At 64.9% G+C, this 26,323-nt stretch carries 30 protein-coding genes and 1 riboswitch; of the genes, 14 read left to right on the plus strand and 16 right to left on the minus strand.

Annotated elements, in window-relative coordinates:
• The first annotated feature begins 88 nt into the window (after positions 1-88).
• Complete coding sequence (locus IAE39_RS04775; RefSeq protein WP_201199817.1) at positions 89-1,294, plus strand: MFS transporter; 1,206 nt, start codon at positions 89-91, stop codon at positions 1,292-1,294.
• On the opposite strand, the gene IAE39_RS04780 is transcribed toward IAE39_RS04775, so the two are convergent.
• The 5 genes from IAE39_RS04780 to IAE39_RS04800 form a co-directional block, all read right to left on the minus strand.
• The gene (locus IAE39_RS04780) at positions 1,282-1,965 is read right to left on the minus strand and encodes an OmpW/AlkL family protein (RefSeq protein WP_201199819.1); all 684 of its coding nucleotides are present in this window, start codon (positions 1,963-1,965) and stop codon (positions 1,282-1,284) included. The two genes, IAE39_RS04775 and IAE39_RS04780, sit on opposite strands and share 13 nt — an antisense overlap.
• A gap of 109 nt (positions 1,966-2,074) precedes the next feature.
• On the minus strand, positions 2,075-2,587 hold the full coding sequence (locus tag IAE39_RS04785; protein WP_201199897.1) for a DUF3299 domain-containing protein: 513 nt from the start codon (positions 2,585-2,587) through the stop codon (positions 2,075-2,077).
• A 123-nt stretch (positions 2,588-2,710) separates the two neighbouring features.
• Positions 2,711-3,976: an ABC transporter permease gene (locus tag IAE39_RS04790; RefSeq protein ID WP_201199821.1), complete on the minus strand. Its 1,266-nt coding sequence runs from the start codon at positions 3,974-3,976 to the stop codon at positions 2,711-2,713.
• Positions 3,976-4,686: an ABC transporter ATP-binding protein gene (locus tag IAE39_RS04795; RefSeq protein WP_201199822.1), complete on the minus strand. Its 711-nt coding sequence runs from the start codon at positions 4,684-4,686 to the stop codon at positions 3,976-3,978. Before IAE39_RS04795 ends, IAE39_RS04790 begins: the two co-directional genes overlap by 1 nt.
• Before the next feature lies 1 nt (position 4,687).
• Positions 4,688-5,263, minus strand: a complete 576-nt coding sequence (locus IAE39_RS04800; protein ID WP_201199823.1) for a DUF2796 domain-containing protein — start codon at positions 5,261-5,263, stop codon at positions 4,688-4,690.
• Positions 5,264-5,393: 130 nt separating this feature from the next.
• Here IAE39_RS04800 and IAE39_RS04805 point away from each other — a divergent pair, with 130 nt between their 5' ends.
• Complete coding sequence (locus IAE39_RS04805; protein WP_201199824.1) at positions 5,394-5,738, plus strand: hypothetical protein; 345 nt, start codon at positions 5,394-5,396, stop codon at positions 5,736-5,738.
• A gap of 135 nt (positions 5,739-5,873) precedes the next feature.
• Here the strand turns inward: IAE39_RS04805 and trxA are convergent, their stop codons facing one another.
• Genes trxA through IAE39_RS04820 form a run of 3 tightly spaced genes read right to left on the minus strand, consistent with a single transcriptional unit; the run spans position 5,874 to position 7,890 of the window.
• Complete coding sequence (trxA, locus tag IAE39_RS04810) at positions 5,874-6,746, minus strand: thioredoxin (protein ID WP_201199825.1); 873 nt, start codon at positions 6,744-6,746, stop codon at positions 5,874-5,876.
• Positions 6,747-6,777: 31 nt separating this feature from the next.
• Positions 6,778-7,437, minus strand: coding sequence for a class I SAM-dependent methyltransferase (locus IAE39_RS04815; RefSeq protein WP_201199826.1), 660 nt, complete (start codon positions 7,435-7,437; stop codon positions 6,778-6,780).
• Positions 7,438-7,890, minus strand: a complete 453-nt coding sequence (locus IAE39_RS04820) for a YbaY family lipoprotein (protein WP_201199899.1) — start codon at positions 7,888-7,890, stop codon at positions 7,438-7,440.
• Between the two features lie 106 nt (positions 7,891-7,996).
• Between IAE39_RS04820 and nrdR the strand changes: the two genes are divergently transcribed.
• The 12 genes from nrdR (at position 7,997) to IAE39_RS04880 (ending at position 16,836) form a co-directional block, all read left to right on the plus strand.
• The gene (nrdR, locus tag IAE39_RS04825; RefSeq protein ID WP_009685710.1) at positions 7,997-8,461 is read left to right on the plus strand and encodes a transcriptional regulator NrdR; all 465 of its coding nucleotides are present in this window, start codon (positions 7,997-7,999) and stop codon (positions 8,459-8,461) included.
• Between the two features lie 2 nt (positions 8,462-8,463).
• Positions 8,464-9,594: a bifunctional diaminohydroxyphosphoribosylaminopyrimidine deaminase/5-amino-6-(5-phosphoribosylamino)uracil reductase RibD gene (ribD, locus tag IAE39_RS04830; RefSeq protein ID WP_201199827.1), complete on the plus strand. Its 1,131-nt coding sequence runs from the start codon at positions 8,464-8,466 to the stop codon at positions 9,592-9,594.
• 42 nt (positions 9,595-9,636) lie between these two features.
• The gene (locus tag IAE39_RS04835; RefSeq protein WP_201199828.1) at positions 9,637-10,302 is read left to right on the plus strand and encodes a riboflavin synthase; all 666 of its coding nucleotides are present in this window, start codon (positions 9,637-9,639) and stop codon (positions 10,300-10,302) included.
• Between the two features lie 18 nt (positions 10,303-10,320).
• Positions 10,321-11,412 (plus strand): bifunctional 3,4-dihydroxy-2-butanone-4-phosphate synthase/GTP cyclohydrolase II, encoded by a 1,092-nt coding sequence (ribBA, locus tag IAE39_RS04840; RefSeq protein ID WP_012270288.1) that lies wholly within the window; start codon positions 10,321-10,323, stop codon positions 11,410-11,412.
• A 91-nt stretch (positions 11,413-11,503) separates the two neighbouring features.
• Positions 11,504-11,980, plus strand: coding sequence for a 6,7-dimethyl-8-ribityllumazine synthase (ribH, locus tag IAE39_RS04845; RefSeq protein ID WP_201199829.1), 477 nt, complete (start codon positions 11,504-11,506; stop codon positions 11,978-11,980).
• A complete protein-coding gene (nusB, locus tag IAE39_RS04850; RefSeq protein ID WP_201199831.1) occupies positions 11,977-12,477 on the plus strand; it encodes a transcription antitermination factor NusB in 501 nt (166 codons plus the stop codon). The genes ribH and nusB overlap by 4 nt, the downstream gene beginning before the upstream one ends.
• An 18-nt stretch (positions 12,478-12,495) precedes the next feature.
• Complete coding sequence (thiL, locus tag IAE39_RS04855) at positions 12,496-13,464, plus strand: thiamine-phosphate kinase (RefSeq protein WP_201199832.1); 969 nt, start codon at positions 12,496-12,498, stop codon at positions 13,462-13,464.
• Positions 13,461-13,964, plus strand: a complete 504-nt coding sequence (locus IAE39_RS04860; RefSeq protein WP_003255391.1) for a phosphatidylglycerophosphatase A family protein — start codon at positions 13,461-13,463, stop codon at positions 13,962-13,964. The genes thiL and IAE39_RS04860 overlap by 4 nt, the downstream gene beginning before the upstream one ends.
• A 16-nt stretch (positions 13,965-13,980) precedes the next feature.
• Positions 13,981-14,724, plus strand: coding sequence for a substrate-binding periplasmic protein (locus IAE39_RS04865; protein ID WP_201199833.1), 744 nt, complete (start codon positions 13,981-13,983; stop codon positions 14,722-14,724).
• Positions 14,725-14,990: 266 nt separating this feature from the next.
• On the plus strand, positions 14,991-15,608 hold the full coding sequence (gene ribA / locus IAE39_RS04870) for a GTP cyclohydrolase II (protein WP_012270291.1): 618 nt from the start codon (positions 14,991-14,993) through the stop codon (positions 15,606-15,608).
• Entirely contained in the window at positions 15,605-16,024 is a 420-nt protein-coding gene (locus IAE39_RS04875; protein WP_201199834.1) for an MFS transporter, read from the plus strand. The genes ribA and IAE39_RS04875 overlap by 4 nt, the downstream gene beginning before the upstream one ends.
• Complete coding sequence (locus IAE39_RS04880; protein WP_201199835.1) at positions 16,024-16,836, plus strand: cobalamin-binding protein; 813 nt, start codon at positions 16,024-16,026, stop codon at positions 16,834-16,836. The genes IAE39_RS04875 and IAE39_RS04880 overlap by 1 nt, the downstream gene beginning before the upstream one ends.
• Here the strand turns inward: IAE39_RS04880 and IAE39_RS04885 are convergent.
• The 8 genes from IAE39_RS04885 to IAE39_RS04920 form a co-directional block, all read right to left on the minus strand.
• On the minus strand, positions 16,814-18,685 hold the full coding sequence (locus tag IAE39_RS04885; protein WP_201199836.1) for a TonB-dependent receptor domain-containing protein: 1,872 nt from the start codon (positions 18,683-18,685) through the stop codon (positions 16,814-16,816). The genes IAE39_RS04880 and IAE39_RS04885 overlap by 23 nt on opposite strands.
• A 104-nt stretch (positions 18,686-18,789) precedes the next feature.
• Entirely contained in the window at positions 18,790-20,685 is a 1,896-nt protein-coding gene (dxs, locus tag IAE39_RS04890) for a 1-deoxy-D-xylulose-5-phosphate synthase (protein WP_201199847.1), read from the minus strand.
• A 179-nt stretch (positions 20,686-20,864) separates the two neighbouring features.
• Positions 20,865-21,752, minus strand: a complete 888-nt coding sequence (gene ispA, locus IAE39_RS04895) for a (2E,6E)-farnesyl diphosphate synthase (protein ID WP_201199849.1) — start codon at positions 21,750-21,752, stop codon at positions 20,865-20,867.
• On the minus strand, positions 21,749-21,991 hold the full coding sequence (locus IAE39_RS04900; protein ID WP_003255380.1) for an exodeoxyribonuclease VII small subunit: 243 nt from the start codon (positions 21,989-21,991) through the stop codon (positions 21,749-21,751). Before IAE39_RS04900 ends, ispA begins: the two co-directional genes overlap by 4 nt.
• Before the next feature lie 197 nt (positions 21,992-22,188).
• Positions 22,189-22,839 carry a 3,4-dihydroxy-2-butanone-4-phosphate synthase gene (ribB, locus tag IAE39_RS04905; protein ID WP_201199851.1) on the minus strand — a complete coding sequence of 217 codons (651 nt, stop codon included), beginning with the start codon at positions 22,837-22,839 and terminating at the stop codon, positions 22,189-22,191.
• An 80-nt stretch (positions 22,840-22,919) separates the two neighbouring features.
• Positions 22,920-23,061: riboswitch (FMN riboswitch) on the minus strand.
• A gap of 211 nt (positions 23,062-23,272) precedes the next feature.
• The gene (locus IAE39_RS04910; protein WP_201199853.1) at positions 23,273-24,175 is read right to left on the minus strand and encodes an alpha/beta hydrolase; all 903 of its coding nucleotides are present in this window, start codon (positions 24,173-24,175) and stop codon (positions 23,273-23,275) included.
• Positions 24,176-24,257: 82 nt separating this feature from the next.
• Positions 24,258-25,604 (minus strand): HAMP domain-containing sensor histidine kinase, encoded by a 1,347-nt coding sequence (locus IAE39_RS04915; protein ID WP_201199856.1) that lies wholly within the window; start codon positions 25,602-25,604, stop codon positions 24,258-24,260.
• Positions 25,604-26,296, minus strand: coding sequence for a response regulator transcription factor (locus tag IAE39_RS04920; protein WP_201199858.1), 693 nt, complete (start codon positions 26,294-26,296; stop codon positions 25,604-25,606). The genes IAE39_RS04915 and IAE39_RS04920 overlap by 1 nt, the downstream gene beginning before the upstream one ends.
• Between the last annotated feature and the right edge of the window lie 27 nt (positions 26,297-26,323).

Here is a 26,323-nt window from a genome sequence, read left to right on the forward strand (position 1 = left end):
TTGAGTATCTGGTTGCAGATTAAAACCACATTTGCTAAATAGCCAGCATGTGGTTTCAATTCGAAACCAGAATTGAGAGATCAGTCCGATGACGCTCACGCTGACACGCGGGATAACCCTGCTGCTTGCCATTACCAGCGCAATGGCCGTGGCGACGGTCTATTTCGCCCAGCCTTTGCTCGAATCGATGGCCGCCGACCTGGGGGTGGCGCAGCAGCAGATTGGCTGGGTGGTGGGCGCGACGCAGGCGGGCTACGCCCTGGGCCTGTTGTTGATCGTGCCGCTGGGTGACCTGCTTGACCGCAAACGCTTGTTGCTTGGCCAGTTGCTGTTCTCGGCGCTGGCGCTGGTTGGCGTCGGCATGGCGCTGAACTGGGCGCTACTGCTGCTGGCGTTGGCCATTACCGGTTTGATGGCCGTCATGGTGCAGCTCATGGTTGCGCATGCCGCGAGCCTGGCTTCAGCTGGGCGGCAAGGGCAGGCGGTGGGTACGGTCACCAGTGGCGTGGTGCTGGGCATTCTGCTCGCACGGCTGGTCTCGGGTGGGCTGGCCGATCTGGCGGGTTGGCGCAGCGTGTACTGGGTAGCCGCGGGTGTGTTGGTACTGCTGGCACTGGTAATGTGGCGCAGCTTGCCCACGGTGCCAGCAGCCAAGTACCGCTCCAGCTACCGGGCGCTGATCGTGGCCCAGTTCAGCCTGTACCGGCACGACAGTTTGCTGCGCCAGCGCGGGGTGTTCGGTGTGTTGATCTTCGCCGCGTTCAGCGTGCTGTGGAGTGCCATGGTCATGCCCCTCAGCGCTGCACCGCTGTCACTGAGCCACGCAGAGATCGGCCTGTTCGGCCTGGCGGGTATTGCAGGCACATTGGCTGCGTCCCGCGCTGGCCGCCTGGCCGACCAAGGGCTGGGAGAGCGCACCACCGGGCTGGCGCTGGTGTTGCTGACGCTGTCATGGCTGCCCACAGCCTTTGTCGGGCAATCGCTGACGGCCTTTGTGCTGGGTGTGCTGATGCTGGACTTTGCCGTGCAGGCGGTGCATGTCACCAACCAGAGCCTGTTGCTGGCCGGGCGTGGCGAGATGGCCAGCCGCTTGATGGGTGCCTACATGTGTTGCTATTCGCTGGGTAGCGGTGTGGGGGCGGTGCTGGCAAGCTGGGTCTATGCCCATTGGGGTTGGGCTGCGGTGTGCGGCCTTGGCATGGCTATCAGCGCGGCTGCTCTGTGTTACTGGCTAGGGCTGCACAAAACCAGGGCGGCCAAAGCCGCCCTGCAGTGTTCCGGTCAGAACTTGTAGCCAAGGCCGACCATGTACACCCACGGGTCGACTTCGACGTCGACCTTGGTCTTGCTGTAGCCCAGCGCGGTCGGGCCGTTGACGCTGGCCTTGGTGTCGATGTCGACGTACCAGACCGAGGCGTTGACCAGCAGGTTGTCAGTGATCATGTAGTCCATGCCCAGCTGGCCGGCAATGCCGATCGAGTCCTGAAGTTTCAGGTTGCTGAAGCCCTGCTGCTTGCGGGTGCTGCTGAGGTCTTCATCAAAGAACAGGGTGTAGTTGATGCCCACACCGGCATACGGCTGGAATTTGGAGTTGGGCTCCATCGGGTAGTACTGCAGCGACAGGGTCGGTGGCAGTTGCTTGATGTCGGCCAGCTTGCCGTCCAGGCCGCCGCCCAGGCCTTTTACGCCGACGGTGTGCTTGAACGGTGTGGCGGCCAGCAGTTCCAGGCCGATGTGGTCGGTGAGCATGTAGGCGAATGTCAAGCCTAGCTGGGTGTCGCTGTCCAGGGTCGCCTTGGTGCCCGAAACTTTGTTGCCATCGAATTTCAGGTCGCCGCTGCTCTCGTTCGGCGCAGTGGTAATGGCGCCAGCGCGGACGATGACATCACCCGCCTGGTGGGCATGGGCAACAGGGGCGGCGAGCGCCAGGGCCGCAAGTGCGGCACCGAGCAAGGACTTGTTCATGGAAGCTCCCAAAGGACGTGAGTAATCAAGTAGTCCAATGGTACGGATGCGTCTAAACAGAATGTTTGACCCAGCTCAAAGAAGCGTCTTCATGAATTGGTAACAGTTCTCACTTCAGCTCATAAGCGTATATTTTCTCGGCTTCCATCTGGTAACCGGCATCGGCCAGTTCGCTGCTGGAGGCTCTAACCTGCATCTTTCCCTCGATCCAGTAGGGTTGGTAGAGGTCTTCGACGCGTACGCCCATCTCGCTGAAAATGTGCACGATCTGGTTCGACGGTGGCGGTGGCACATGGATGCATGCGCCGTAATAAGGGACCAGCAGGAATTCGGTGGTGCGGCCTTCTTCGCTGACCTCCAGTGGCACGATGTAGCCGGGCAGCTTGATCTGCTGGCCGTCGAGGCTTTTCACCACTGGCGCGTCGGGGGCTTGCTGGCGTGCTGCCGGAGCGGATTCGGCAGACAGGGCATTGCTGAGTTGCGACAGGTCATGCAGTGGGGCGAGCTGTGGCGGGATGACCGGGGCGCCCTCGGGTATCAGGGCGGGCCAGTCGAGCTCCTTGGGTTCCGAGGCCCACAGGGGCATTGCTACCGTCATCAGCAGGATCAGTAATATGTGCAGTGCTGGCCTCTTCGCGGCGGTTCGACGCCTCGATGAACCCGCTCCTACAAGGGGAACGCAACCCAATGTAGGAGCGGGTTTACCCGCGAAGAAGGCAGTGAGGTACTGGATCATTACTGGCACTCAGAGATGTATGGACAGGCCATCGGCCAGCGACTGCCGATAAGCCCGCCACGCCGGCACGCTGCCCATCAGCAAGGCTGCGCCAAGAATGATAGCCAGCAAGGTCCACTCGTGAGCGCTCGGCAACGCCAGCGGCAAGTACAAACCATAGTTGGCCTGCACATACCCCTGCGCCAGGGCAATCCCCGCATACAGCAAGCCCAACCCGGCGACAATGCCGACCGCCGCCAGCGACAGCGCCTCCAGCACCAGCAGCCCGGCGATATGCCACGGCCTGGCGCCGACCGAGCGCAGGATCGCCATCTCCCGCCGGCGCTCGTTGAGGCTGGTGAGAATCGCCGTGAGCATGCCGATCAGGCCAGTCAGCACCACGAACAGCGAGACCACGAACAATGCCTGTTCGGCAGTGCCCATCAGGCTCCACAGCTCTTGCAGGGCTACCCCAGGCAGAATCGCCAGCAACGGTTCGCTGCGGTACTCGTTGATCTCCCGTTGCAGGCTGAACGTGGCGATTTTGTTGTTCAGGCCCAGCATGAACGCGGTGATGGCAGCCGGTTGCAGGTCCATCGTACGCGCCTGGTCAGCGCTGATGCGCCCGGCGCCACGGGCCGGCACGCCGTTGTGCCAGTCGATATGGATCGCCTCCATGCCGCCCAGGCTGATGTGCAAGGTGCGGTCGACGGGAGTGCCGGTGCGCTTGAGCACACCAACCACGGTAAACGGCTTGTCGTCATGCTTGACCAGGCTGATGGCGGCTACGCCATGGGCCAGCACCAGCTTGTCACCGAGCGTGTAGTGCAGCGCCTCGGCGACTTCGGCGCCGAGCACCACTTCGAACGGGTCGCTGGCGAACTCACGGCCCTGGCTCAGTTCCAGATGCTGGCGGCGGCCGTACTGGTAATGGCTGAAATAATCCGTGGTGGTGCCCATCACCCGATAACCGCGGTGCGAATCGCCCAGCGAGATCGGGATGGCCCATTTTACCCGTGGGTCTTTGGCGTACTGCTCATAGCTGTCCCAGCGAATGTTGTTGGTGGCGTTGCCGATGCGGAACACTGAATACAGCAGCAGGTTCACCGAGCCAGAGCGGGCACCGACGATCAGGTCGGTGCCGCTGATGGTGCTGGCGAAGCTGGCGCGAGCCTCGGTACGCACCCGTTCCACGGCCAGCAGCAGGCACACCGATAGAGCGATGGCGAAGGCGGTGAGAAACGCTGTGAAACGGCGGTTGGCCAGGCTGGCCAGGGCAAGGCGGAGCAGGTACATCAGGCCTCCCGGGGCTTGGCGGCGCGGTTGAGTTCAGCCAGCGACAGGTGGCGGTCGAACAGCGGCGCCAGGCTCTGGTCGTGGCTGACGAACAGCAGGCTGGCGCCGGCGGCGCGGCATTCTTCGAACAGTAGGCGGATGAATGCTTCGCGGGTGTCGGCGTCCAGGGCCGAGGTCGGTTCGTCGGCAATCACCAGTTCAGGCTGGCCGATCAGCGCACGGGCGGCGGCAACCCGCTGCTGCTGGCCGATCGACAGGCTGTCGGCGCGGCGCGCGAGCAGGGCCGGGTCGTCCAGGCCCAGGTGGGCCAGCAACGTGCTGGCGGCCTGGTCGACACTGCCATGGCGCTGCTCGGCGCGGGCTTTGCGGCTGCGCGAGAAGCGGCAGGGAAGCTCGACGTTCTCACGTACCGACAGGAACGGCAGCAGGTTGAACTGCTGGAAGATGTAGCCGGTGTGATCGACCCGGAAGCGGTCGCGGGCGCCTTGGCCAAGGCTGCCAAGGTCCTGGCCGAGCAAATGGATGCGGCCCTTGCCCGGAACGGTGACGCCACCCAACAAACCCAGCAGCGTGGTCTTGCCACTGCCGCTGGGGCCTTTCAAGAACAACGCTTCGCCGGCTTCCAGGCGGAATGCCGGAATATCCAGCAGCGGCGCCTGTTTGGGCCAGGCGAACACCAGGTCCTGCAGTTCAATCAGCGCCTGGCTCATCTCAGAACGCGACCACAGCCTTGGCGGGCGAGGTCTCGACGCCTTTCTGGCCGTTCGGGCCGATCAGTTGCACGTTGATCTTCTGCGTGGCCGGGAAGGCCTTGTACAGCGGGGCAAGGTCGATCTGGGCGAGTTTGCCCGGGGTGGCGCAGTTCAACTGGTAGTGGGCGTTGATGTCGCTGTGCACGTGGCCTTTCTCGTGCTCGTCACCGTCGTCGTCAGCCTTGGCTGCGTCACCGAACAGCGGGCTTTCCAGCTCTTGCTGGTCTTCCTTGCAGCCTGCTGCCGAGGCTAGGCCGAACAGCTTCAGCGGTTGCTCGAGTTGCTGGCGCACGGCGGCAACCTTGGCTTTGTCGGCGTCGCTGCTGGCGGCGTGTTCAAAACCGACCAGGTTCATCGCCGGGCTGTCCAGCTCAAGCTCCAGGGTGTTGCCGTCGAGCACGACGTTGAGCTTGGCCACGCCATGCTCGTGGGCGCCGAGGGTGCCATGGGCGTGGTCGTGATCATGGTCATCGTGGGCATGGGCCACGGCCAGTGGCAGCAAGGCGAAGGGCAGGGCGAGCAGCAGGCGACGCATGGACGACTCCGGGACGGGCTGAATGATCTGGTTATGTTATAACAACTTTTCTGCGTGCCGCCAGCCTGTGTGGTGCAGGTTTCATCTTGAGGTAGGATGGGGGCATTGACCTGGATTCAAGGAATGCATCGTGAGAATTCGTGGGCAGATTGGTGATTGGCCGGTGGACCTGACCATCGAGCTTGAGCCTGAAGAATGGGCGCAGTTGGGGCGGCAGATCGAGGTGCCGGCGGCGGCGCATGCAGTTGCGGCGGCCCCGGTGGCTGCGCCACGGCAGGATGACGGGCAATGGACGGCGGCGCGCGAGGTGCTGCGCCTGGCGGGGCAGATGAGCGGGCCGGAATTGCTCGACCGGCTGGAAGGGCTGGCCGGGAGTACGGCGGCGGGCAAGCGGCTACTGGTGCGTTTGCGCCACAGCAGTGAGGTGAAGGTGGAAAGCGGCGTGGATGCGCCGGTTTATCACTGGGTTGGATAAACCTGTGTTGCCTGTGCTGGCCTCTTCGCGGGTGAACCCGCTCCCACAGGTATTGCACAGACCATAGAGCCGTGCGCTCTTGTGGGAGCGGGTTTACCCGCGAACGAGGGCGAAGCCCTCGCCATGAGCTTCAGGTCAGAACATCGCCGCCGACAGCTTGCGACGATAAACCCCAACCAGCGGGTGATCGCCACCCAGCAGTTCAAAGACCTGCAGCATCGCCTTCTGCGGCAGCCCATTCTCATAGCCACGGTTACGCTGGAACAGCTTCAGCAACCCTTCCAGTGCCGCCTCGTACTGCTGGCGCGCCAGCTGCTGGATACTCAGCTGGTAAGCCGCCTCGTCATCCAGCGGGTTCTGCGCCAGGCGGGTTTTCAGGTCCGCCACTTCCGGCAGGCTGGCAGCCTGGCGCAGGAACGTCAGCTGGGCCTTGGCGCCAGCCAGCGCGGCCTTGTGTTCGTCGGTCTTGACTGCATCCAGCACCACCTGGGCTTCACCCAGTTCACCGCGCTCGGCCAGGCAACGGGCGTACAGAATCAACGCCTCGGCATTGCTGTTGTCCTCGCCCAGTAGCGCCTGCAACAGCGCTTCGGCCTCGGCAAAACGGCTTTCGGCAAACAGCGCCTTGGCCTGCTCCAGCGGCGAAGCGGTGGGTGGGGCAGGCATTTGCACGTGCGGTTCAAGCATGGCGCGGATCGCCGACTCCGGCTGCGCACCGGCAAAACCGTCCACCGGCTGGCCGTCCTTGAAAAGCACCACGGTCGGCAGGCTGCGGATGCCGAACTGGGCAACCACCTGCTGCTCGACGTCGCAGTTGATCTTGGCCAGCAGTAGCTCGCCCTGGTAACCCTCGGCGATCTTCGCCAGCAATGGCATCAGTGCCTTGCACGGCGCGCACCACTCGGCCCAGAAGTCCACCAGCACCGGCTTGTGGAAGGAGTTCTCGATCACCAGTTGCTGGAAGGTGGCATCGGTGGCGTCGAAAATGTAAGGCGTGTCTTGGCTCATTGCGACTCTCGCAAACTCGTGAATAACACCACTATAAAGTGTCGCGGCTGGCGTGGTACAGGCTGACCCGGCGGAATTCGTGCGGCTCGGCCAGGTCTGGCAGGGTCAGCGCTTCGAGCACGCCCAGTTGCTGGTAGAGCGGGTGGCTGAAGTTGCGTACCCGCGAATCGGCCACCAGTGCCTGGCGACCACGGCCGAGGAAGGCATCCAGTAGTGGCAAGTTGGCGCGGTCGTACAGCACGTCGGCCACCAGGATCAGGTCGAAGCGGTCGTCTTCGGCGAAGAAATCGCTGCTGTAGCTCAGCTCCACCCCATTGAGCGCGGCATTGGCGCGGCAGGCATCGAGGGCCAATGGGTCGAGGTCGCAGGCCACTACCTCAAGGGCACCCGCACGCGCTGCTGCAATGCCGGCGATGCCGGAGCCGGCGCCAAAGTCCAGCACGCGCTTGCCGGCCACCCATTCCGGGCGCTCGGCCAGGTAGCGGGCCATGGCCAGGCCGCTGGCCCAGCAGAAGCTCCAGTAGGGTGGCTCTTCAAGAATGCGCCGGGTCTCTTCGCTGCTGAAGGCGCGGTCCATGTTCTGCTCGTCGATCAGCCACAGCTTCAGGTCGCAGCCGGGCAGCTCGCTGACGGTCAGCCGCGCTTCGCCGATCAGGTCGCTGAGGGCCTTTTGTAGGGAGCCTGGCACCACTTACGGCGCCTTCTCGAAACGCAGCGGGCCGGTGGCCTGGGTCTGGGCCTGGGTAATGCGCACCGGCGGCAGGTGCATGATCAGCTGGCCGGAGCTGCTGGCGCGGCCGCGCAGCTCGACCCGCGCGCCGGCCGGGAAGGCCTCGGGGTTGAAGCGCAGGTGATAGGGCAGGGCCTGGCCGGTACCCGTCAGGTTGCTGCTGGCCAACAGCCGTTGCGGGCGGTCGCGTTCGTCGATGACCAGCAAGGCCAGCTCTACGTCGGCACCGGCCGGGATCTCCAGCAAGGTGCCGCTGAGTTCGCGCTGGTAGGCCGGCAGCGGGCCGAGTACTTCGGCCGGCTTGGCCGCGCGGGCCGGCGCGGGTGCCAGGGGTGTATCGGTCTTCGGCCTGTCGCTGCCGCAGGCGGCGAGCAGGGCGGCGCAGCACAGCACGACGAGCGCTCGGTAGTGCATGGAGTAGTCCTTCACGGGCAGATTTCCCATGGATGTTAACCCCTTTGGCTTGTCTTGCCAGTGCAATGCGCTACCATGGCCCTCCCTTTTTTTGTTGCCTGCCACCATGCACTGTCCCTTTTGCGGTGCCAACGACACCAAGGTCATCGACTCTCGCCTCGTCGCCGAGGGCGAGCAGGTGCGCCGCCGCCGCGAATGCGTGGCCTGTGGCGAGCGCTTCACCACCTTCGAAACCGCCGAGCTGGTGCTGCCCCGGCTGATCAAGCAGGACGGCACGCGCCAGCCCTTCGACGAAGACAAGCTGCGTGCCGGCATGCAGCGGGCGCTGGAAAAACGCCCGGTCAGCGTCGAGCGCCTGGAAGCGGCGCTGGCGCACATCAAGAGCCGCCTGCGTGCCACCGGTGAGCGCGAAGTCAAATCGCTGGTGGTGGGTGAAATGGTCATGGCCGAGCTGCGCAAGCTGGATGAAGTCGCCTATATCCGCTTTGCCTCGGTGTACCGGCGCTTCCAGGACCTCGACGAGTTCCGCGAAGAAATCGACCGCCTGGCCCGTGAGCCGGCTAAAGAGTGAACATGCCCAGCCAAGCCGCCATCCTTGACGCCCACTACATGGCCCGCGCGCTGGAGCTGGCGCGCAAGGGCCTGTACACCACCCACCCGAACCCGCGCGTAGGTTGTGTGATCGTGCGCGATGGCGAAGTGGTCGGCGAAGGCTGGCACGTGCGCGCCGGCGAACCGCATGCCGAGGTGCATGCCCTGCGCCAGGCTGGTGAGCGAGCCCGCGGCGCCTGTGCCTACGTCACCCTGGAGCCGTGCAGCCACCATGGCCGCACGCCGCCATGTGCCGAAGCGCTGGTCAATGCCGGTGTGGCGCGGGTGGTTGCGGCCATGGAGGACCCGAACCCGCAAGTGGCGGGGCAGGGCCTGCGGCGCCTGGCCGAGGCCGGTATCGAAGTGGCCAGCGGCGTGCTCGAGGCCGAGGCCCGTGCCCTCAACCCGGGCTTCCTCAAGCGCATGGAGCACGGCCTGCCGTTCGTCCGCGCCAAGCTGGCCATGAGCCTGGACGGCCGCACCGCCATGGCCAGTGGTGAAAGCCAGTGGATCACCGGGCCGGCTGCCCGCTCGGCAGTGCAGCGCCTGCGCGCTCGCTCCAGCGTGGTGCTCACCAGCGCCGCTAGCGTGCTAGCCGATAACGCCCGCATGACCGTGCGCGGCACCGAGCTGGGCCTGGATGCCGAAACCACCGCCCTGGCACTCAGCCGTACTCCGCTGCGTGTGCTGGTCGATGGCCGCCTGCGCCTGCCACTGGATGCGCCATTCTTCCAGGCCGGCCCGGCACTGGTGGTGACCGCTGTCGCAGATGACCTGCGCTATGCCGCTGCCGGCCAGGAACTGCTCTGCCTGCCGGGCGACAATGGCCAGGTCGACCTGGCGGCGCTGCTGCAGGCCCTGGCCGCCCGTGGCGTCAACGAAATCCTGCTGGAAGCCGGTGCCGGCCTGGTCGGTGCCTTTGCCCGCCAAGGCCTGGTCGACGAGTACCAGCTGTTCGTCGCCGGCACCTTCCTCGGCTCCCAGGCCCGCCCGCTGCTGGACTGGCCGCTGGAGAAGATGAGCGAAGCACCGCGGCTGAAAATTACCGAAATGCGTGCAGTGGGCGATGACTGGCGGGTCACGGCCATCCCCCTGCCGGCACCCGGCGTATAATGCCGGGCTTGCCCCGCGCAAACCGTTTTTGAGGAAGACCCCATGTTCACCGGCATCATCGAATCCATCGGCACCATCCGCAGCCTGACCCCCAAGGGTGGCGACGTGCGCGTCTACGTCGAAACCGGCAAGCTCGACCTGGCTGACGTCAAGCTTGGCGACAGCATCGCCGTCAACGGCGTATGCCTGACCGCCGTGGAACTGCCGGGTAACGGCTTCTGGGCCGACGTCAGCGTCGAAACCCTCAAACGCACCGCGTTCATCGACCTCAAGAGCGGCAGCAAGGTCAACCTGGAAAAGGCCCTGACCCCAACCACCCGCCTGGGCGGGCACCTGGTCAGCGGCCATGTCGACGGGGTCGGCGAAATCATTTCGCGCAGCGATAACGCCCGCGCCATCCAGTTCCGTGTGCGTGCACCCAAGGAGCTGGCCAAGTACATCGCCCACAAGGGTTCGATCACCGTCGACGGCACCAGCCTGACGGTCAATGAGGTCAATGGCGCCGAGTTCGAGCTGACCATTGTCCCGCACACCCTGTCCGAAACCATCATGGCCGACTACCGCGCAGGGCGTCGGGTAAACCTTGAGGTCGACCTGCTGGCCCGTTACCTGGAGCGTTTGCTGCTGGGTGACAAGGCCGCCGAACCGAGCAAGGGCAGTGGCATTACCGAAAGCTTCCTGGCCGCCAACGGCTTCTTGAAATCCTGATTGAGAAGGGGGTGCCGCGTGGCGCTCAACAGCATCGAAGAACTGGTCGAAGACATCCGCCAGGGCAAAATGGTCATCCTCATGGATGACGAAGACCGCGAGAACGAAGGCGACATCATCATGGCAGCCGAATGCTGCCTGCCCGAACACATCAACTTCATGGCCAAGCACGCCCGTGGCCTGATCTGCATGCCGATGACCCGCGAGCGTTGCGAAACGCTGAAGCTGCCACTGATGGCGCCGCGCAACGGCTCTGGCTTCGGCACCAAGTTCACCGTGTCGATCGAAGCCGCCGAAGGCGTCACCACCGGCATCTCCGCCGCCGACCGCGCCCGTACCGTGCAGGCCGCTGCTGCCAAGGATGCCAAGGCCGAAGACATCGTCAGCCCTGGCCACATCTTCCCGCTGATGGCCCAGCCTGGCGGTACCCTGGCTCGCGCCGGCCACACCGAAGCTGCCTGCGACCTGGCGCGCATGGCCGGTTTCGAGCCAAGCGGCGTGATCTGCGAAGTGATGAACGACGACGGCACCATGTCGCGCCGCGCCGAGCTGGAAGTGTTCGCCGCCGAACACGGCCTGAAGATCGGCACCATCGCCGACCTGATCCACTACCGCATGATCCACGAGCGCACCGTGCAGCGTGTGTCCGAGCAACCGGTAGAGAGCGAGCTGGGTGAGTTCAACCTGGTCACCTACCGCGACGCGGTGGAAGGCGACGTGCACATGGCCCTGACCCTGGGCAAGATCTGCGCCGAAGAGCCGACCCTGGTGCGTGTACACAACATGGACCCGCTGCGCGACCTGCTGCTGGTCAAGCAACCGGGCCGCTGGAGCCTGCGCGCAGCCATGGCTGCCGTGGCCGAGGCCGGTAGCGGCGTGGTGTTGCTGCTGGGCCACCCGCTGGACGGCGACGTGCTGCTGGCACACATCCGCGAAAGCGCGGGCGATGCACCGACCAAGGCACCGACCACCTACAGCACCGTCGGCGCCGGTTCGCAGATCCTGCGCGACCTCGGTGTGCGCAAGATGCGCCTGATGAGTTCGCCGATGAAGTTCAACGCGATATCCGGATTCGATCTGGAAGTTGTAGAATACGTGCCCTCCGAGTGACTTGAGGCGGCAATGACGCCCTCTGCTCGAGTCCAGACCCCTGTCGAGGCCGCTTGTATGCGGCCTCGCTCTTGAAGATGAGAATATCGGAATGACCCTGAAGACCATCGAAGGTACCTTCATCGCCCCCAAAGGTCGCTATGCTTTGGTGGTTGGCCGCTTCAACAGCTTCGTTGTCGAAAGCCTGGTAAGCGGTGCCGTTGATACCCTGGTTCGCCACGGTGTCAGCGAAAGCGACATCACCATCATCCGTGCCCCGGGTGCGTTCGAGATCCCGCTGGTAGCACAGAAGGTCGCCCGGCAAGGCGCCTACGACGCGATCATCGCCCTGGGCGCCGTGATCCGTGGTGGTACCCCGCACTTTGAATACGTGGCAGGCGAATGCACCAAGGGCCTGGCCCAGGTGTCCATGGAGTTCGGTGTTCCGGTGGCCTTCGGCGTACTGACCGTCGACTCCATCGAGCAAGCCATCGAGCGTTCCGGCACCAAGGCTGGCAACAAAGGCGGTGAAGCTGCCCTGTCCGCTCTGGAAATGGTCAGCCTGCTGGCGCAGTTGGAGGCCAAGTGATTAGCGACGAAAGCGATCGTTTCAACCCGCGCGATCCAAAACCTGCGGATGCCGGCAAGCCCTCGAAGAGCGCCAAGCGCCGCGAAGCCCGCAAGCTCGCGACCCAGGCCCTCTACCAGTGGCACATGGCCCAGCATTCGCTGAACGAGATCGAAGCGCAGTTCCGGGTCGATAACGATTTCACCGATGTCGACGGTGCCTATTTCCGCGAGATCCTCCACGGGGTCCCGGCGATCAAGGGCGAAATCGACAAGGCGCTGGTGCCGTGCATGACCATCGCGCTGGACGAACTCGACCCGGTCGAGCTGGCCGTGCTGCGCCTGTCCACCTGGGAGCTGATCAAGCGCGTTGACGTGCCGTACCGCGTGGTGATCAACGAAGGTGTGGAACTGGCCAAGGTCTTCGGTGCCACCGACGGCCACAAGTTCGTCAACGGCGTGCTGGACAAGCTCGCCCCGGCCCTGCGTGAAGCAGAAGTCAAGGCGAACAAGCGCTGATCCTGGCGCTGCCTGGCCATGGGTGAGTTCGAGCTGATCAACCATTACTTCGCCGCCGCGCCCTGTGCGCAGGGCGGCGAGGGCGTGGCCCTGGGTATCGGCGACGACTGTGCCCTGCTGCAGCTTCCCCCCGGTGAGCAACTGGCCGTGTCGACCGACACGCTGGTCGCCGGGGTGCACTTTCCTGCTGTTTGCGACCCACTGCTGCTGGGCCAGCGTTCGTTGGCCGTGGCGGCCAGCGACCTGGCGGCCATGGGTGCAACGGCTATCGGCTTTACCCTCGCCATTACCCTGCCTGACGTTGGCCCGGACTGGCTGGCGGCCTATGCCGACGGCCTCAGCCGCATGGCCCACCGTTGCCGCATGAGCCTGATTGGCGGGGATACTACCCGTGGTCCGCTGAGCATCACCGTGACCGTGTTCGGCCGCGTGCCGGCAGGCCAGGCGTTACGCCGCAGCGGCGCACGGCCGGGCGACCTGCTGTGTGTCGGCGGTTCGCTGGGCAAGGCCGCCGGTGCCTTGCCGCTGGTGTTGGGTGAGCGCGAGGCGCCTGCCGAGCAGGCCGAGCCGCTGCTGGCCCATTACTGGTCGCCGATGCCGCAGCTTACCCTTGGCGCCTTGCTGCGAGGCAAAGCCACGGCGGCGCTGGACATCTCCGATGGCCTGCTCGCAGATTGCGGGCATATCGCCAAGGCGTCTGGCGTGGCGCTGGAGGTGAACCTGGCGCAGGTACCAGTGTCTCCTGCTCTAGAGGCGTTCCTCGGCCGCGAAGCGGCGATGAAGGCAGCACTCACGGGTGGCGACGATTACGTATTGGCCTTCACCTTGCCGCCCGAAGCAGTGGCGCCTTTGGCTGACCTCGGTTTTATCGAGGTGCATATCATTGGTCGTGTGCGCGAAGGGCAGGGCGTGACGCTGCGCGACGCACAAGGCCAGGACATCACCCCCGTGCAGCGGGGCTATCAACACTTTAGGGAGACACCGTGACCGATCACCCCAACCAGGTGCCTGCGGAGTTTGTTCCGCCTTCGGTCTGGCGCAACCCGTGGCACTTCATCGCGTTCGGCTTCGGCTCTGGCACCTTGCCCAAGGCGCCGGGTACCTGGGGCTCGCTGGTGGCCATACCGTTCATTCCGCTGTGGCAGATGCTGCCCGACTGGGGCTACTGGCTGCTGCTCGGCGTGAGCATGCTGTTCGGCTTCTGGCTGTGCGGTAAAGTCGCCAATGACTTGCGCGTGCACGACCATGAAGGCATTGTCTGGGACGAGATTGTCGGCATGTGGATCACCCTCTGGCTGGTGCCGGAAGGCTGGCAGTGGCTGCTGGCAGGGTTCCTGATGTTCCGCTTCTTCGACATCCTCAAGCCGTGGCCGATACGCTGGATCGACCGCCATGTGCACGGGGGCGTCGGCATCATGCTCGATGATATCCTGGCCGGCGTGTTCGCCTGGCTGGGCATGCAGGTTCTGGTGTGGGCGGTTGCCTGAAACAGGGAGCGCGTGAATGGCCATAAGGACTGTGCTGCTGGCAATGCTGCTGAGTGTTGCGCCGTGGGTGGCGGCTGCCGAAGGCGTGCCGAAGCAGATCCACCTGGTCAGCGAGGAATGGCTCGACTACACCAACGCCGACGGTACCGGGGTGGCCTGGGACGTACTGCGCAAGGTGTTCGAGCCGGCCGGGGTCAAGGTGGTTACCCAGAGTGCGCCCTACAGCCGCGCGGTCGGGCTGGTGAAACGTGGTGAGGCGGATGCCTGGGTGGGCTCGTACAAGGAGGAGAACGACGACAACCTGTACCCGCGCTGGCACTTCGACATGGACCACATCTACGCCCTGGGGCTGGCCAGCAAGCCTGTGCCCACGCCGCAGAATGTAGGTAAGTACCGCTTGGCCTGGGTGCGTGGCTACGACTACGGTAGCTACCTGCCGAATGTGCACGAGTTTCGGGAGATTCAGCGCCGCGAAGGCATCTTGCCGATGCTCGAGCATGACCGTGTGGACTTCTACATCGATGCCCAGACCGAAGTCGATTATGTCCTGGGCCAGTCATCGCAGCCCGAGCGCTTCCGCCGCACCCATGTCGCCGAACTGCCGCTGTACCTGGCCTTCGCCCGCAACGACCAGGCCAAGGCTCTGTGTGACCTGTTCGACAAGCGCATGGCCGAGTTGGTGCGTAGTGGAGAGCTGAAGCCGATTTTCGAACACTGGCGGCAGCCGTATCCGTTCAGCGCGGACAGCAAACCGCACTGAAACAGCGATTATCTGACCGGACTCTGTTCCCTGTGGGAGCGGGTTCACCCGCGAAGGACGCGACGCGGTGCCTGGCACGGGCTTCGCCCGTGTTCGCGGGTGAACCCGCTCCCACAGTGATTGTGCAAACCCGGTGACGGGGTGTCGGTCTCACCTAAGCATCGAACTTTTCGATCTTACCCCACGGTATTCAGCCAGCCCACACTGCTCAACCTGCTGATACAATCGGTTCACGAGAAATTTCCTACTTATGCCAGGAGCACAACGTGCCCGTCGTCTTTGTTGCCGCCTCTAAACTCCCGACTCCCTTCGCGACTTTCACCATGCATGGCTTTCTCGACGAAGCCACTGGCCGTGAGCACGTGGTGCTCAGCCTGGGTGATATTGCGGATGGCCAGCCGGTATTGGGGCGCCTGCACTCCGAGTGCCTGACCGGCGATGCCCTGTTCAGCCAGCGCTGTGACTGCGGCTCGCAGCTGGAAGCCGCGCTGCAGGCCATCGCCCGCGAAGGCCGCGGCGTGCTGCTGTACCTGCGTCAGGAAGGCCGCGGCATCGGCCTGTTGAACAAGATCCGCGCCTACGAGCTGCAGGATGGCGGCGCCGACACCGTCGAAGCCAACGAACGCCTGGGCTTTGCTGCCGACCAGCGTGACTACGCCATGTGCCTGCCGATGCTCGAGCACCTGGGGGTGAAGTCGCTGCGCCTGATGACCAACAACCCGCGCAAGGTCAAAGCCCTGACCGACATGAACATTGTCGTCGCCGAGCGTGTGCCGCTGCACACCGGGCACAACCCGCACAACCGCTACTACCTGGCGACCAAGGCCGGCAAACTGGGCCACATGCTGGGTAACGAACACCAGGGCGAGGCGCCCCAGGCGTGACCCGCGCCGAGGTCAAGCGGCGCCTGGCCCTGGCCTGGTGGCAGTACCTGGCGGTAGGCCTGGTGCCGCTGCCTGTCATGGCCTGGGCTTTTGGTGGCGGCGATGCGCTGATCCCGGTGCTGGCCATGCCGCTGTTCATTGCCGGCGCGGCCACCATGTTCCTCAGCCTGCCGCGTTTCGGTGGCTACAAGCGCGCACTCATTGCGACTTCCAAGGTGCTTGGCACCGGTGAAGAGCCTGCTGCCTGGATCGAACTGGCGCGGGTCAGGCGCTTGGCCATGCTGTATGCGTGCTTCCCGGCTTGGGTCGCCGCGCTGTCGGTACTGGTCGGCCTCGAGGCGGTGCCGCAGATCCTCCTGGCGTTGTCCACCGTGGTGGTGTTGTACCTCTATCGCATTCCGCGCCAGCTCGGCTGATGCGCCTGCTGCCTGGCCTGCTGGCGCTGTTTGCCTGCACGGTAATGGCTGGCGAGCCCCTGCGCGTCGTCAGCCTGGCCCCGTCGATGACGGAAATCATGCTCGAACTTCAGGCCGATGACCTGCTGGTGGGCGTGCTCGACGGTGGTGATCGACCGGCTGCCCTGCACGACTTGCCCTCGGTCGGGCGCCAGGGGCAATTGGACATGGAGCGCCTGCTCAGCCTGCGCCCCGACCTGTTGCTGCTGTGGCCGGGCAGCGTGCCAGCAGCCCAGCGCGACCAGCTCAAGCGCCTTGGCATTGCCACTTTCAGCGCCGAACCCCATGACATCGACCAACTGATCGAGCACATCGAAGCCATTGCCGGGCGCGTAGGGCGGGCCCAGCAGGGCCGGCAGTACGCTCACGCCCTGCGTGAGCGGTTGCAGCAGCTTCGCCAGCAGTATCGGCGCAACGAGCCCTTGCAGGTGTTCTATCAGGTCTGGGATCGGCCGTTATACACCCTCGGTGGCCGCCAGGTGGTCAGCGACGCATTGGCAGTGTGCGGTGCGCGCAACGTGTTCGCCGACCTCAGTCAGCCGGCGCCACAGGTGAATGTGGAGTCTGTGCTGCTGCGCAACCCGCAGGTCATCCTGGCCGGTGACCAGGCGCAATTGGCCAGCTGGAAGGCCTGGCCGCAGCTGCGAGCGGTAGCCGATGATCGCTTGCTGGTGGTACCAGACAAGGGCCTGGAGCGCCCCAGCGGGCAAATGATCGAAGCCACCGCACGCCTGTGTGCGCTGCTGGCGGCTAAAGCGCCGGCGTCCAGGTGACGCTGAACAGCAGCGTGCGGCCTTCTTCGCGGTAAGGGTGGTAAGCGCCCTCGTAGCTGTAAAGGGCGCGGCCGTAGCGGCGGTCCAGCAGGTTATCCAGCCTGGCTTCCAGTTTCACTTCACCGGTAGCCGCCCAGCTTCCGCGCAACCCGAGCAGGCCATAGCCACCGATACGATTGCGGTTGGCCTCATCGTCATAGCTGCTGCTGACAGCCTGCCAGCTGGCGCCCGCACTGAAACGCCCGAAATCACGGTCCAGGTCCAGGCTCAGGGTGCGCCGGGCACGGCGGGCCAGGGTGTGGCCGGTGTCGCGGTCGCGAGGGTCGATCAGTGCCAGGCCCAATTGGCTATGCCAAGCGCCCCATTGCTGGGTCAGCGCCATTTCCAGGCCGTTGATTTGCGCCGAGGCGACGTTGCGGGGGATCGAGTCCTGGCCAAAGATGATCGCGTCGCGCAGGTCGGTACGGTACAGCGAGGTTTCCAGACGGGTGTCGGCCGACAGCTGGCTACGCCATTGCAGCTCATAGCTTTTCGAATGCTCGGGGTCCAGGTTCGGGTTGCTGAACTGGGGGTAATACAAGTCGTTGAAGGTGGGGGCGCGGAAACCTTCGCTGTAGGACAGCAGTACATCGTTGTTCGCGTTCAACGGTACGGTCAGGCTGCCGCTCCAGGTGGTCTGGCCGCCAAACTGCTGGTTGCGGTCATGACGCACGCCCAGTTCGGTAGAGAACTGCTCGCCCTGGTAGCGGTGCTGCATGAACACGGCGCGGTTCCAGCGGCTGTCCTCGGTGAAGTCGGTACTGCCGTGGACACGGTCTTCATACCAGTCGCCGCCGATCAGCACGCTGTTGTGTTCGCCCAAGGACAGGTCGTTCTGCCAGGTGGCCTGATCGCGGTAGGTGTTGAACACGAAGCGCTCGGCACTGAGCTTGTCGCGCTTGTCGTCGCGGTTCTCGCTGTGCGCCAGCTCCAGGCGAGAGTGCCAGGCATCGGTCAGTTGGGCGTCAAAGTAGCTGCCCAGGCTGCTGACACTGAAGTCGGTGTAGGGCTGCTGGCCGAAGCTCTCGAAGGTGACCGGGTCGAAGCCACCGAACGGGTTGTCGTATTCGCTGCGGCCGCGGCTGTCGAGCAGGTTCAGGCCGGCTTCGAAGCGCTCGCCGAAGGTGTGGCTCAGGCTCAGGTTGAATGACTTGTTGCGGTAGGCGTCATGGTCGCCGTCGCTGGCGAAGGACGGCCCGGTGGAATCGATACCGGCCGTTTCATCCAGGCTGGCCCCGAGGTTGAAGCGGGTCGCACCATTGCCGCCAGACAGCCCCAGGCTGCGCTGGAAGGTCTGGTTGCTGCCGGCCGCCATGCGCAGGCGTGGCTGCAGGCCGGGGCCGTTGTTGCGCCGGGTGAAGATCTGGATCACCCCGCCAATGGCGTCGCTGCCATACACCGCCGAGCGCGAGCCGCGCAGCACTTCCACCCGTTCGATCTGGTCGACGTCGAGAAACTGCAGGCCGCTGTCGCCGGAGGTGGCGTTGGCGATACGCACGCCATCGAGCAGCACCAGGCTCTGCGCGGCCTTGGTACCACGGATGAAGATGCCCGGCAGGCTGCCACGGCCTCCCGTAGGTGCCACCTGTACGCCAGGCACGCGAGTGAGCAGGTCGGTGACGCTTGAGGGTTGCAGGCGGTCGATGTCGGCGCGGGTGAAGACCGTGTTGGCGGCGCTGGTGGCGGTGCGCGATTCGACCTGGCGGCTGGCGCTGATCAGCACGTCGGGGAGCTTGAGCGCGTCGTCGCGTTCGGCGGCGATCAGCAATGTAGGGGCGCAGAGTAGCGCGGCACAGGCAGATTTCTTCATCAGCAATTCCAAAGCATTCGCGGGTAAACCCGCTCCCACAGGGTTTTAACAGTACTTGAATACTGCGCAATCCCTGTGGGAGCGGGTTTACCCGCGAAAAGGCCCTACAGGCCGAGCTTGGCCATGCGGGCTTTGACAGAAGCCTCGATGCCAGCCGCATCCAGCCCGCACTCGGCCAGCATCTGCGCCGGCTTGGCATGCTCGACATAAATATCAGGCAGCCCCAGGTGCAGCAGCGGCTTGAGCACGGCTTCATTGGCCAGGAACTCACCCACCGCAGCACCGGCGCCACCCATGATGGCGTTTTCTTCGATGGTCACCAGCAACTCATGGTTGCCAGCCAGTTCCAGCACCAGGGCCTCGTCCAGCGGCTTGACGAAGCGCATGTCGACCACCGTGGCGTTGATCTGCTCGGCAACCTGCAGGGCCTCGGCCAGTTGCACACCGAACACCAGCAGGGCGACTTTTTCGCCCTGGCGGCGGACCACACCCTTGCCGATCTCCAGCGGCTCAAGGTCACCGCTGATCGGGGCATTCGGGCCGGTGCCACGCGGGTAGCGCACCGCAGCCGGGCCGTTGTACAGGTGGCCGGTGCTGAGCATCTTGCGCAGCTCGTTCTCGTCGCTCGGGGTCATCACCAGCATGCCCGGGATGCAGCGCAGGTAAGACAGGTCGTAGCTGCCCGCGTGGGTCGGGCCGTCTTCGCCGACCAGGCCGGCGCGGTCGATGGCGAACAGCACATCGAGGTTCTGCACCGCCACGTCGTGGATCAGTTGGTCGTAGGCACGCTGCAGGAAGGTGGAGTAGATCGCCACCACCGGCTTGCTGCCCTCGCAGGCCATGCCGGCCGCCAGGGTGACTGCGTGCTGCTCGGCAATCGCCACATCGAAGTAGCGCTCCGGGTAACGCTCGCTGAAGTCGACCAGGTCGGAGCCTTCCTTCATCGCCGGGGTAATGCCCACCAGGCGGTTGTCGGCAGCGGCCATGTCGCACAGCCACTGGCCGAACACCGCGGAGTATTTCGGGCCGCTGGCTTTCTTCGGCGCGGCAGGCTTGTCGGCCGGCTCCAGCTTGGTGATGGCGTGGTAGCCGATCGGGTCGATCTCGGCCGGGGCGAAGCCCTTGCCCTTCTTGGTCACCACGTGCAGGAACTGCGGGCCTTTGAGGTCACGCATGTTGCGCAGGGTGGCGATCATGGTCGGCAGGTCGTGGCCGTCGATCGGGCCGATGTAGTTCCAGCCCAGCTCCTCGAACAGCGTACCCGGCACCAGCATGCCCTTGGCGTACTCCTCGGTGCGACGGGCGATTTCCCAGGCGCCCGGCAGGCGCGACAGCACTTTTTTGCTGCCTTCGCGCATGCTCGCGTAGGTGCGGCTGGAAAGGATCTTGGCCAGGTAGTTGGACAGGCCGCCGACATTGCGCGAAATCGACATGTCGTTGTCGTTGAGGATCACCAGCATGTCGGCGTTGACTTCCTGGGCGTGGTTCAACGCCTCGAAAGCCATGCCGGCAGTCAGCGCGCCGTCACCGATCACCGCAATCGACTTGCGCGCGCTGTTTTGCAGGCGGGCGGCAATGGCCATGCCCAGCGCGGCGCTGATCGAGGTGCTGGAGTGGCCGACGCCAAAGGTGTCGTACTCGCTTTCGCTGCGGCGCGGGAAGGCGGCGATGCCGTCCTTCTGACGCAGGCTGAGCATGCGGTTGCGGCGCCCGGTGAGGATCTTGTGCGGGTAGGCCTGATGGCCCACGTCCCACACCAGCCGGTCATCCGGGGTGTCGAACACGTAGTGCAGGGCGATGGTCAGCTCGATCACGCCCAGGCCGGCACCAAAATGCCCACCGGTCTGCCCCACGGTATAGAGCAGTTCCTGGCGCAGCTCGTCGGCCAGGGTCTCCAGGTCGGCTTCGGCCAGCCGGCGCAGGCCGGCAGGCGTGTCAGCGCGGTCGAGCAACGGCGTGACCGGGCGTTCGCGGGGGATCTCTTGAAACGTCGTGGGCATCAGGCGAGTCGTTATAGGTGTGTGAAGACGCGGCAGTTTACCCCATTGTGGGAAAAGTGCCCATTCAACCACTGTTTGCGACAGCCAGTGTAGGAGCGGGTTTACCCGCGAATACGGTGGTGCATTCACCGCCGCATTCGCGGGTAAACCCGCTCCTACATTGGGCGTGGTATCAGTGTTTAGTTGCGGCGTTCGACGATGTAACGCGCCAACGCCCGCAGTGGCTCGGCTTTTTCGCCGAACCCTTCCAGTGCGACCAGCGCCTGGTCGCGCAGTTCGTTCGCATAGGCCTTGGCGGCTTCCAGGCCCAGCAAGGCCGGGTAGGTCGGTTTGTCACGGGCTATGTCAGCACCCTGGCGTTTGCCCAGGGTGGCGGTGTCGCTTTCCACATCGAGGATATCGTCCTGCACCTGAAATGCCAGGCCGATGGCTTGTGCATAAGTCTGCAGGGCATCCAGCTGCGCCTGTTCGGCACGGGCGCTGGCCAGGGCGCCGAGGCGCACGCTGGCTTCGATCAACGCGCCAGTCTTGTGCCGGTGCATGAACTCCAGCGCCTGCTGGTCCAGCTTCACGCCTACCGAGCCCAGGTCGATCGCCTGGCCGCCAACCATACCGGCCGGGCCGGCAGCTTTAGCCAGGGCCTGGACCATCGCCAGGCGGATGCTGTCGGCCTGCGGGCTCAGGCGCGGGTCGAGCAGGGCGCCGAAGGCCAGGCTCTGCAAGCCGTCGCCTGCGAGGATGGCGCAGGCTTCGTCGAACGCTTTGTGGGTGGTTGGCTGGCCGCGGCGCAGGTCGTCGTCGTCCATGGCCGGCAGGTCGTCATGCACCAGCGAATAGGCATGGATCAGCTCTACCGCGCAGGCGGCACCATTGGCCTGTTCGGCCGGGGCACCCAGGGCTTCACAGGCCGCATAGGCCAGCAGCGGGCGCACGCGCTTGCCGCCGTTCATCACGCTGTAGCGCATGGCGGCGTAAAGGCGTTCGAGCTCTTTGGTCGGGGCGATGAACAGCGGTTCGAGGGCGGCGTCGACCCGCGCCTGGCAACTGGCCTGGTAGGTGCCGATCATGCTTCCGGCTCCGCGTCGAAGGGCTGGGCAGCCAGCTCACCATCGCGCTCCAGCAGGATTTGCACTTTCTGTTCGGCCTGGGCCAACGCGCCCTGGCAATCACGGGTCAGGGCGATGCCTTGCTCGAAGGCGGCCAGCGACTCTTCCAGCGACAACTCGCCGTTCTCCAGGCGCTCGACCAGTGCTTGCAGGTCTGCGAGGGATTGCTCGAAATCGAGGGAGGCTTTTTTGCGGGCCATGGCGACTGTCTCGGTGGCATTCAGAACGGCGCGACACTAGCAGAGCGGGGCGGGGGGAGCAAACATCAGGGGCATTGAGGTGGGTTTCAAGGGCCCTTTCGCGGGTAAACCCGCTCCCACAGAGAACTCACAGACTTTGAGCCTTGTGCAGTACCTGTGGGAGCGGGTTTACCCGCGAATTGCCCAGAGGTGGCCCGTCAGGCAGGCTCGGCTTGCAGCTCCACCATCGCCTCCCGGTACCGCGCCAGCTCCTCGATGGTCAGCACCGGCAGATTGTACTGCCGCGCATACACCGCCACCTGTTCGCCCCGGGCCATGGTGCCGTCGGGGTTCATCAGTTCGCACAGTACCGCCGCCGGGCGCAGGCCGGCCAGGCGCGCCAGGTCCACCGAGCCTTCGGTGTGGCCACGACGGGTCAGCACACCGCCATTGCGCGCGCGCAGCGGGAACACATGCCCCGGGCTGACGATATGACGTTGTTCGGCGCTGGAACGCAGTGCCGCAGCAATGGTGGTGATGCGGTCCTGGGCGGATACCCCGGTAGTGATCCCTTCCGCCGCCTCGATGGTAACGGTGAAGCCGGTGCCATGGCGGGCCTGGTTGTTCTGCACCATGGGTGCCAGCTGCAGCGCGTCGACGGTGGCTTCGTCCAGGCACAGGCAGACGATGCCGCTGCAATCGCGAATCATCATGGCCATGGTCTGCAGCGAAATGTTTTCGGCGGCGGCAATGATGTCCGCTTCGTCCTCGCGGTCGTCATCGTCGAGCAACAGCACAGGGCGCCCGGCCTTGAAGGCGGCGATGGCGGCGGAAACATTGGGGAATTGCGAGTGGTGCTGGGTGGACATGAAACGCTCCTCGTGAATGATCGATGAACGTCTCGGGGCGAACAAAATGCGCGCGCAAGGGCGCCCGGATGGCCCCTGCCTGACGCCTTCTTTCATCCGGACTATGACCGTCGGCTCTGGAGTCGCACCAGATCTGCTGACCCCCGGCATGGCCGGGGCGCTCGCGGGCTCATCTTTCGATTTACCGCCGGTGGGGACTTGCACCCCGCCCTGAAGACCAGGCAAGCATACAGCACATGGCCACCCTGCTGGCAAGCCGCGGTTCTACGACCTTTGGCGCAATCGTGCCGCTACACCGTGTGTTAAGGGCTGACAAGTGTGTTGCCTGTTCCGGCCTTTTCGCGGGTGAACCCGCTCCCACAGGACCACACTGCCTCAAGGGCAGTGGAAACCCTGTGGGAGCGGGTTCACCCGCGAAGAGGCCGGCACAGTCTTACCGCGACATCCCTTCAATCACCTGCTTCAGCGAAGCCGGCAACATAGGCCCATGCCCCAACCCTGCAAACCGCTCGAACCGCACCTGCAAGCCTGGCACCCTGGCCAGGCCTGCCACCAGCTCACGCGCCGGCCGCTCGACGTCGCCTTGCACCTGCGTGCGCGGGTTCGCCGGCTCTTCACTGCCGCGCATCAGCAACAGCCGCGGCCGGCTGCTTCCCAAGCGCTGCTCGAGCCCCTGCGCCTCACCCACGATCGCGCCGTCATGCCACCACAGCGACGGGCTGGCTGCTGCATAGTCACTGAAAGCCCCGGGCCGGGTGAACAGCGCATGCAGCACGGCCAACCCGCCATAGGAGTGCCCCCATAGCGTCTGCCGCTGCAGGTCGATCGGTGCCACGCCCGCCACCAGGGTGCGCATGCGCCCGGTCAGCAGGTCGAGAAATGCATCCACGCCACCACTGGGTTGCCCGGTCAGCGGGTCCAGCTGCTCAGCCTGCCCAGGCAAGGCCGGGGTGTAGTCATAAGTGCGCCCGGCGCGCTCGATGCGCTGTTCGGTCTGGTAACCCACTGCCACCAGCAACGGCGCCTGGCCGGCGGCAAGCGTGCCCAGCTGTTGGCTATCCAGTGCGCCCAGCGCGGCATTGCCATCGAGCATCCACAGCACCGGGTAGCCCGATGCTGGCGCCGGGCGGTTCGGCTTGCCGATCCACAAGCGGTAATGACGTCGGCCATCGGCCGAGTCCAGGTCCACTTGGCTGAAACGGTAGGCCAGGTCCTGACGGACCAGCAGCGACGCGTCCATCTTCTGTTCATGGTCGGGCTGTGCCTGCGCGACAGGGGCCCAAAGGGGCTGCGCCAGGATCAGGGCCAGCGTCAGGGCCAGGGTTGTCTTGTTCATCAGGCGTCTCATCAGGACATGGCCAGAAATACCTGGCTGGAGCGCTCAGATGATAATCAGTCCTGATTGAGCGTAAAGCCCATTAACTTTCTAAACAGTCCCGGGCCAGTGGCAGGGTCATGTGCAGGCACAGGCCCGGGTGAGCATTGCTGGCCCACAGGCGGCCACCCTGCAGTTCGATGGCACGGCGGGCGATGGCCAGGCCCAGGCCGAAGCCTGCGCCGCTGTCGGCCAGGCGCTGGTAAGGCTGGAAGATACGCTCAAGGTCGGCGTGCGGTACGCCGGGGCCCTGGTCGCTCAGGCGCAGGTGCCAGCAGTCGTCCTCACGCCAGCCATCCAGGCTGACCCGGCCTTCGTCCGGCGAGTGGCGAATGGCATTGCGCATCAGGTTTTCCAGGGCTTGGGCCAGGCTGTCGAGGTGGGCCTGCACCAGGCACTCGGTGCCTAGCGAGCAGGGCAGGCGGGTGCGCTCCCAGCCGCTTTCGAAGCAGATGTCCTGGCACAGGGCTTCCCACACGGACACCAGCATCACCGGCTCGGTCGGCAAGCAAGGCTGCTCAGTGTCCATCCAGGCCAGGTCCAGCGTGTCTTCCAGCAGCTTTTGCATGTCGGCGACTTCTCGGTCCAGGCGCTCGCGCAGCTGCGGCGGCGGCAAGTCGCTGTCATGGGCGATGCGCAAACGCGCCAGCGGCGTACGCAGTTCGTGAGACAGCGTGCGCAGCAGCAGGCGCTGTTGCTCCAAGCTCTGGCGCAGGCGCACGGCCATGTGCTCGAAGGCTTGCGCCAGTTCACCCAGTTCATCGCGGCGTTTCTGCAAGGGCAGGGCGGGGCTGTCGAGGTCATCGGCACGCAAGGCGTCGGCGCGGTCGCGCAGGCGGTTCAGCGGCACGACAAGATGACGGTACAGCGCCAGGCCCAGCAGCAGGGCGAGCAAGGTGGGGGCGACGCCGTGGGTGATCACATGGGTCCAGGGCGTCAGGCCGGTGGGCAGCAGGTGTTCGGGCAACTGCATGACCAGGCGGCCGTTTTCCGGGTGTTGCGGGAACGCCATGCTGACGTAAGGCAGCTCGTCCTGCAGGCGTCGGCTCATCGGCCAGTCGAGTTTGCGCATGAAGGTCAGGTGGCTGGCCTCCTCGGCACTCAGCGGTGTGGTGCCAAGGCTTTGCAGGTGCGGGCCGATCACCGCCACCCAGGTATCTTCAGCGCGCGCCAGCTGCTTGCGCCATGCCTCGACGCCCTCCGCGCCGCCCTGGTTCCAGGTGTGTTCGGCCTGTTGTGCGTAACGCGCCAGGTAGTCCTGGTCGGCCTGGGACAGGAAGTAGGTGCTGCGCTCCACCGACAGGCCCCAGGTCCAGATCAGCCAGGTCAGCAGCAGACAGAAACCGACCTGCAGAATGGCCAGTTTCCATAGCAAAGGGTGACGTCGCATCAGGGCTGCTCCGTGTCGACCAGGATGTAACCCTGGCCGCGCACCGCCTGGATCTGCAAATGCTGGGCCGCGATGTCGGCCAGCTTGCGGCGCAAGTTGCACACATGCACATCCAGGCCGCGGTCCAGGCGGGTGTAGGCGCGGTGCAGCACGGTCTGGTAGAGGAATGGCTTGCTCAAGGCCTCCCCGGGGTGAGCACGCAGGGTCGCCAGCAAACGGAACTCGGAGGCGGTAAGGCCGGCAGCCTGGCCGTTGTGGATAACATCCTGGCGGTCATGGTCCAGCATCACCTCGCCAACGTCGGCACGCGCAGCCGGGCGACGATCGAACGCCACGCGCCGCAGCAAGGCATCGACCCGGGCGTCCAGTTCGGCCAGGCTGAACGGCTTGGGCAGGTAATCGTCGGCGCCACGTGTAAAACCACTGATGCGGTCCTGCTCGGCGCCCAGCGCCGACATCAGCATGACCGGTACCGCCTGCTGGCGGCGCAGTTCGTCGAGCAGGCTGAGGCCGTCGATGCCCGGCAACATGATGTCCAGCAATACCAGTTCGAAGCGCGCGTGCTGGATGGCGCTCAGAGCCTGGGTGCCGCTGGCGCACGCCTGCACCTGAAAACCGCGATTGAGGAAATGGCGTTCCAGGTCCTGACGCAGGCGTGGGTCGTCTTCGGCAAGCAGAAGTGAAGTGGGCACGGTGAGCCTTGAATGAGAATTTCTATC

Source organism: Pseudomonas sp. S37 (assembly GCF_016658545.1).
In the GTDB taxonomy this organism is placed as follows: domain Bacteria; phylum Pseudomonadota; class Gammaproteobacteria; order Pseudomonadales; family Pseudomonadaceae; genus Aquipseudomonas.

Excerpts from the sequence above, each read along its gene's own strand:
- IAE39_RS04800 (WP_201199823.1), bottom strand. The coding sequence starts at position 5,263 with ATGCGTCGCCTGCTGCTCGCCCTGCCCTTCGCCTTGCTGCCACTGGCC.
- ispA (WP_201199849.1), bottom strand. The coding sequence starts at position 21,752 with ATGATCGGCACCTACCAGGCCAGTTGCCAGGCGCGGGTCGACGCCGCC.
- IAE39_RS04865 (WP_201199833.1), top strand. The coding sequence starts at position 13,981 with ATGGCCATAAGGACTGTGCTGCTGGCAATGCTGCTGAGTGTTGCGCCG.
- ribD (WP_201199827.1), top strand. The coding sequence starts at position 8,464 with ATGCCCAGCCAAGCCGCCATCCTTGACGCCCACTACATGGCCCGCGCG.
- IAE39_RS04900 (WP_003255380.1), bottom strand. The coding sequence starts at position 21,991 with ATGGCCCGCAAAAAAGCCTCCCTCGATTTCGAGCAATCCCTCGCAGAC.
- IAE39_RS04820 (WP_201199899.1), bottom strand. The coding sequence starts at position 7,890 with ATGCACTACCGAGCGCTCGTCGTGCTGTGCTGCGCCGCCCTGCTCGCC.
- IAE39_RS04885 (WP_201199836.1), bottom strand. The coding sequence starts at position 18,685 with ATGAAGAAATCTGCCTGTGCCGCGCTACTCTGCGCCCCTACATTGCTG.
- IAE39_RS04910 (WP_201199853.1), bottom strand. The coding sequence starts at position 24,175 with ATGAACAAGACAACCCTGGCCCTGACGCTGGCCCTGATCCTGGCGCAG.
- IAE39_RS04915 (WP_201199856.1), bottom strand. The coding sequence starts at position 25,604 with ATGCGACGTCACCCTTTGCTATGGAAACTGGCCATTCTGCAGGTCGGT.
- nrdR (WP_009685710.1), top strand. The coding sequence starts at position 7,997 with ATGCACTGTCCCTTTTGCGGTGCCAACGACACCAAGGTCATCGACTCT.
- ribB (WP_201199851.1), bottom strand. The coding sequence starts at position 22,839 with ATGTCCACCCAGCACCACTCGCAATTCCCCAATGTTTCCGCCGCCATC.
- IAE39_RS04835 (WP_201199828.1), top strand. The coding sequence starts at position 9,637 with ATGTTCACCGGCATCATCGAATCCATCGGCACCATCCGCAGCCTGACC.
- IAE39_RS04880 (WP_201199835.1), top strand. The coding sequence starts at position 16,024 with ATGCGCCTGCTGCCTGGCCTGCTGGCGCTGTTTGCCTGCACGGTAATG.
- IAE39_RS04775 (WP_201199817.1), top strand. The coding sequence starts at position 89 with ATGACGCTCACGCTGACACGCGGGATAACCCTGCTGCTTGCCATTACC.
- IAE39_RS04780 (WP_201199819.1), bottom strand. The coding sequence starts at position 1,965 with ATGAACAAGTCCTTGCTCGGTGCCGCACTTGCGGCCCTGGCGCTCGCC.
- IAE39_RS04795 (WP_201199822.1), bottom strand. The coding sequence starts at position 4,686 with ATGAGCCAGGCGCTGATTGAACTGCAGGACCTGGTGTTCGCCTGGCCC.
- dxs (WP_201199847.1), bottom strand. The coding sequence starts at position 20,685 with ATGCCCACGACGTTTCAAGAGATCCCCCGCGAACGCCCGGTCACGCCG.
- thiL (WP_201199832.1), top strand. The coding sequence starts at position 12,496 with ATGGGTGAGTTCGAGCTGATCAACCATTACTTCGCCGCCGCGCCCTGT.
- ribH (WP_201199829.1), top strand. The coding sequence starts at position 11,504 with ATGACCCTGAAGACCATCGAAGGTACCTTCATCGCCCCCAAAGGTCGC.
- IAE39_RS04790 (WP_201199821.1), bottom strand. The coding sequence starts at position 3,976 with ATGTACCTGCTCCGCCTTGCCCTGGCCAGCCTGGCCAACCGCCGTTTC.
- trxA (WP_201199825.1), bottom strand. The coding sequence starts at position 6,746 with ATGAGCCAAGACACGCCTTACATTTTCGACGCCACCGATGCCACCTTC.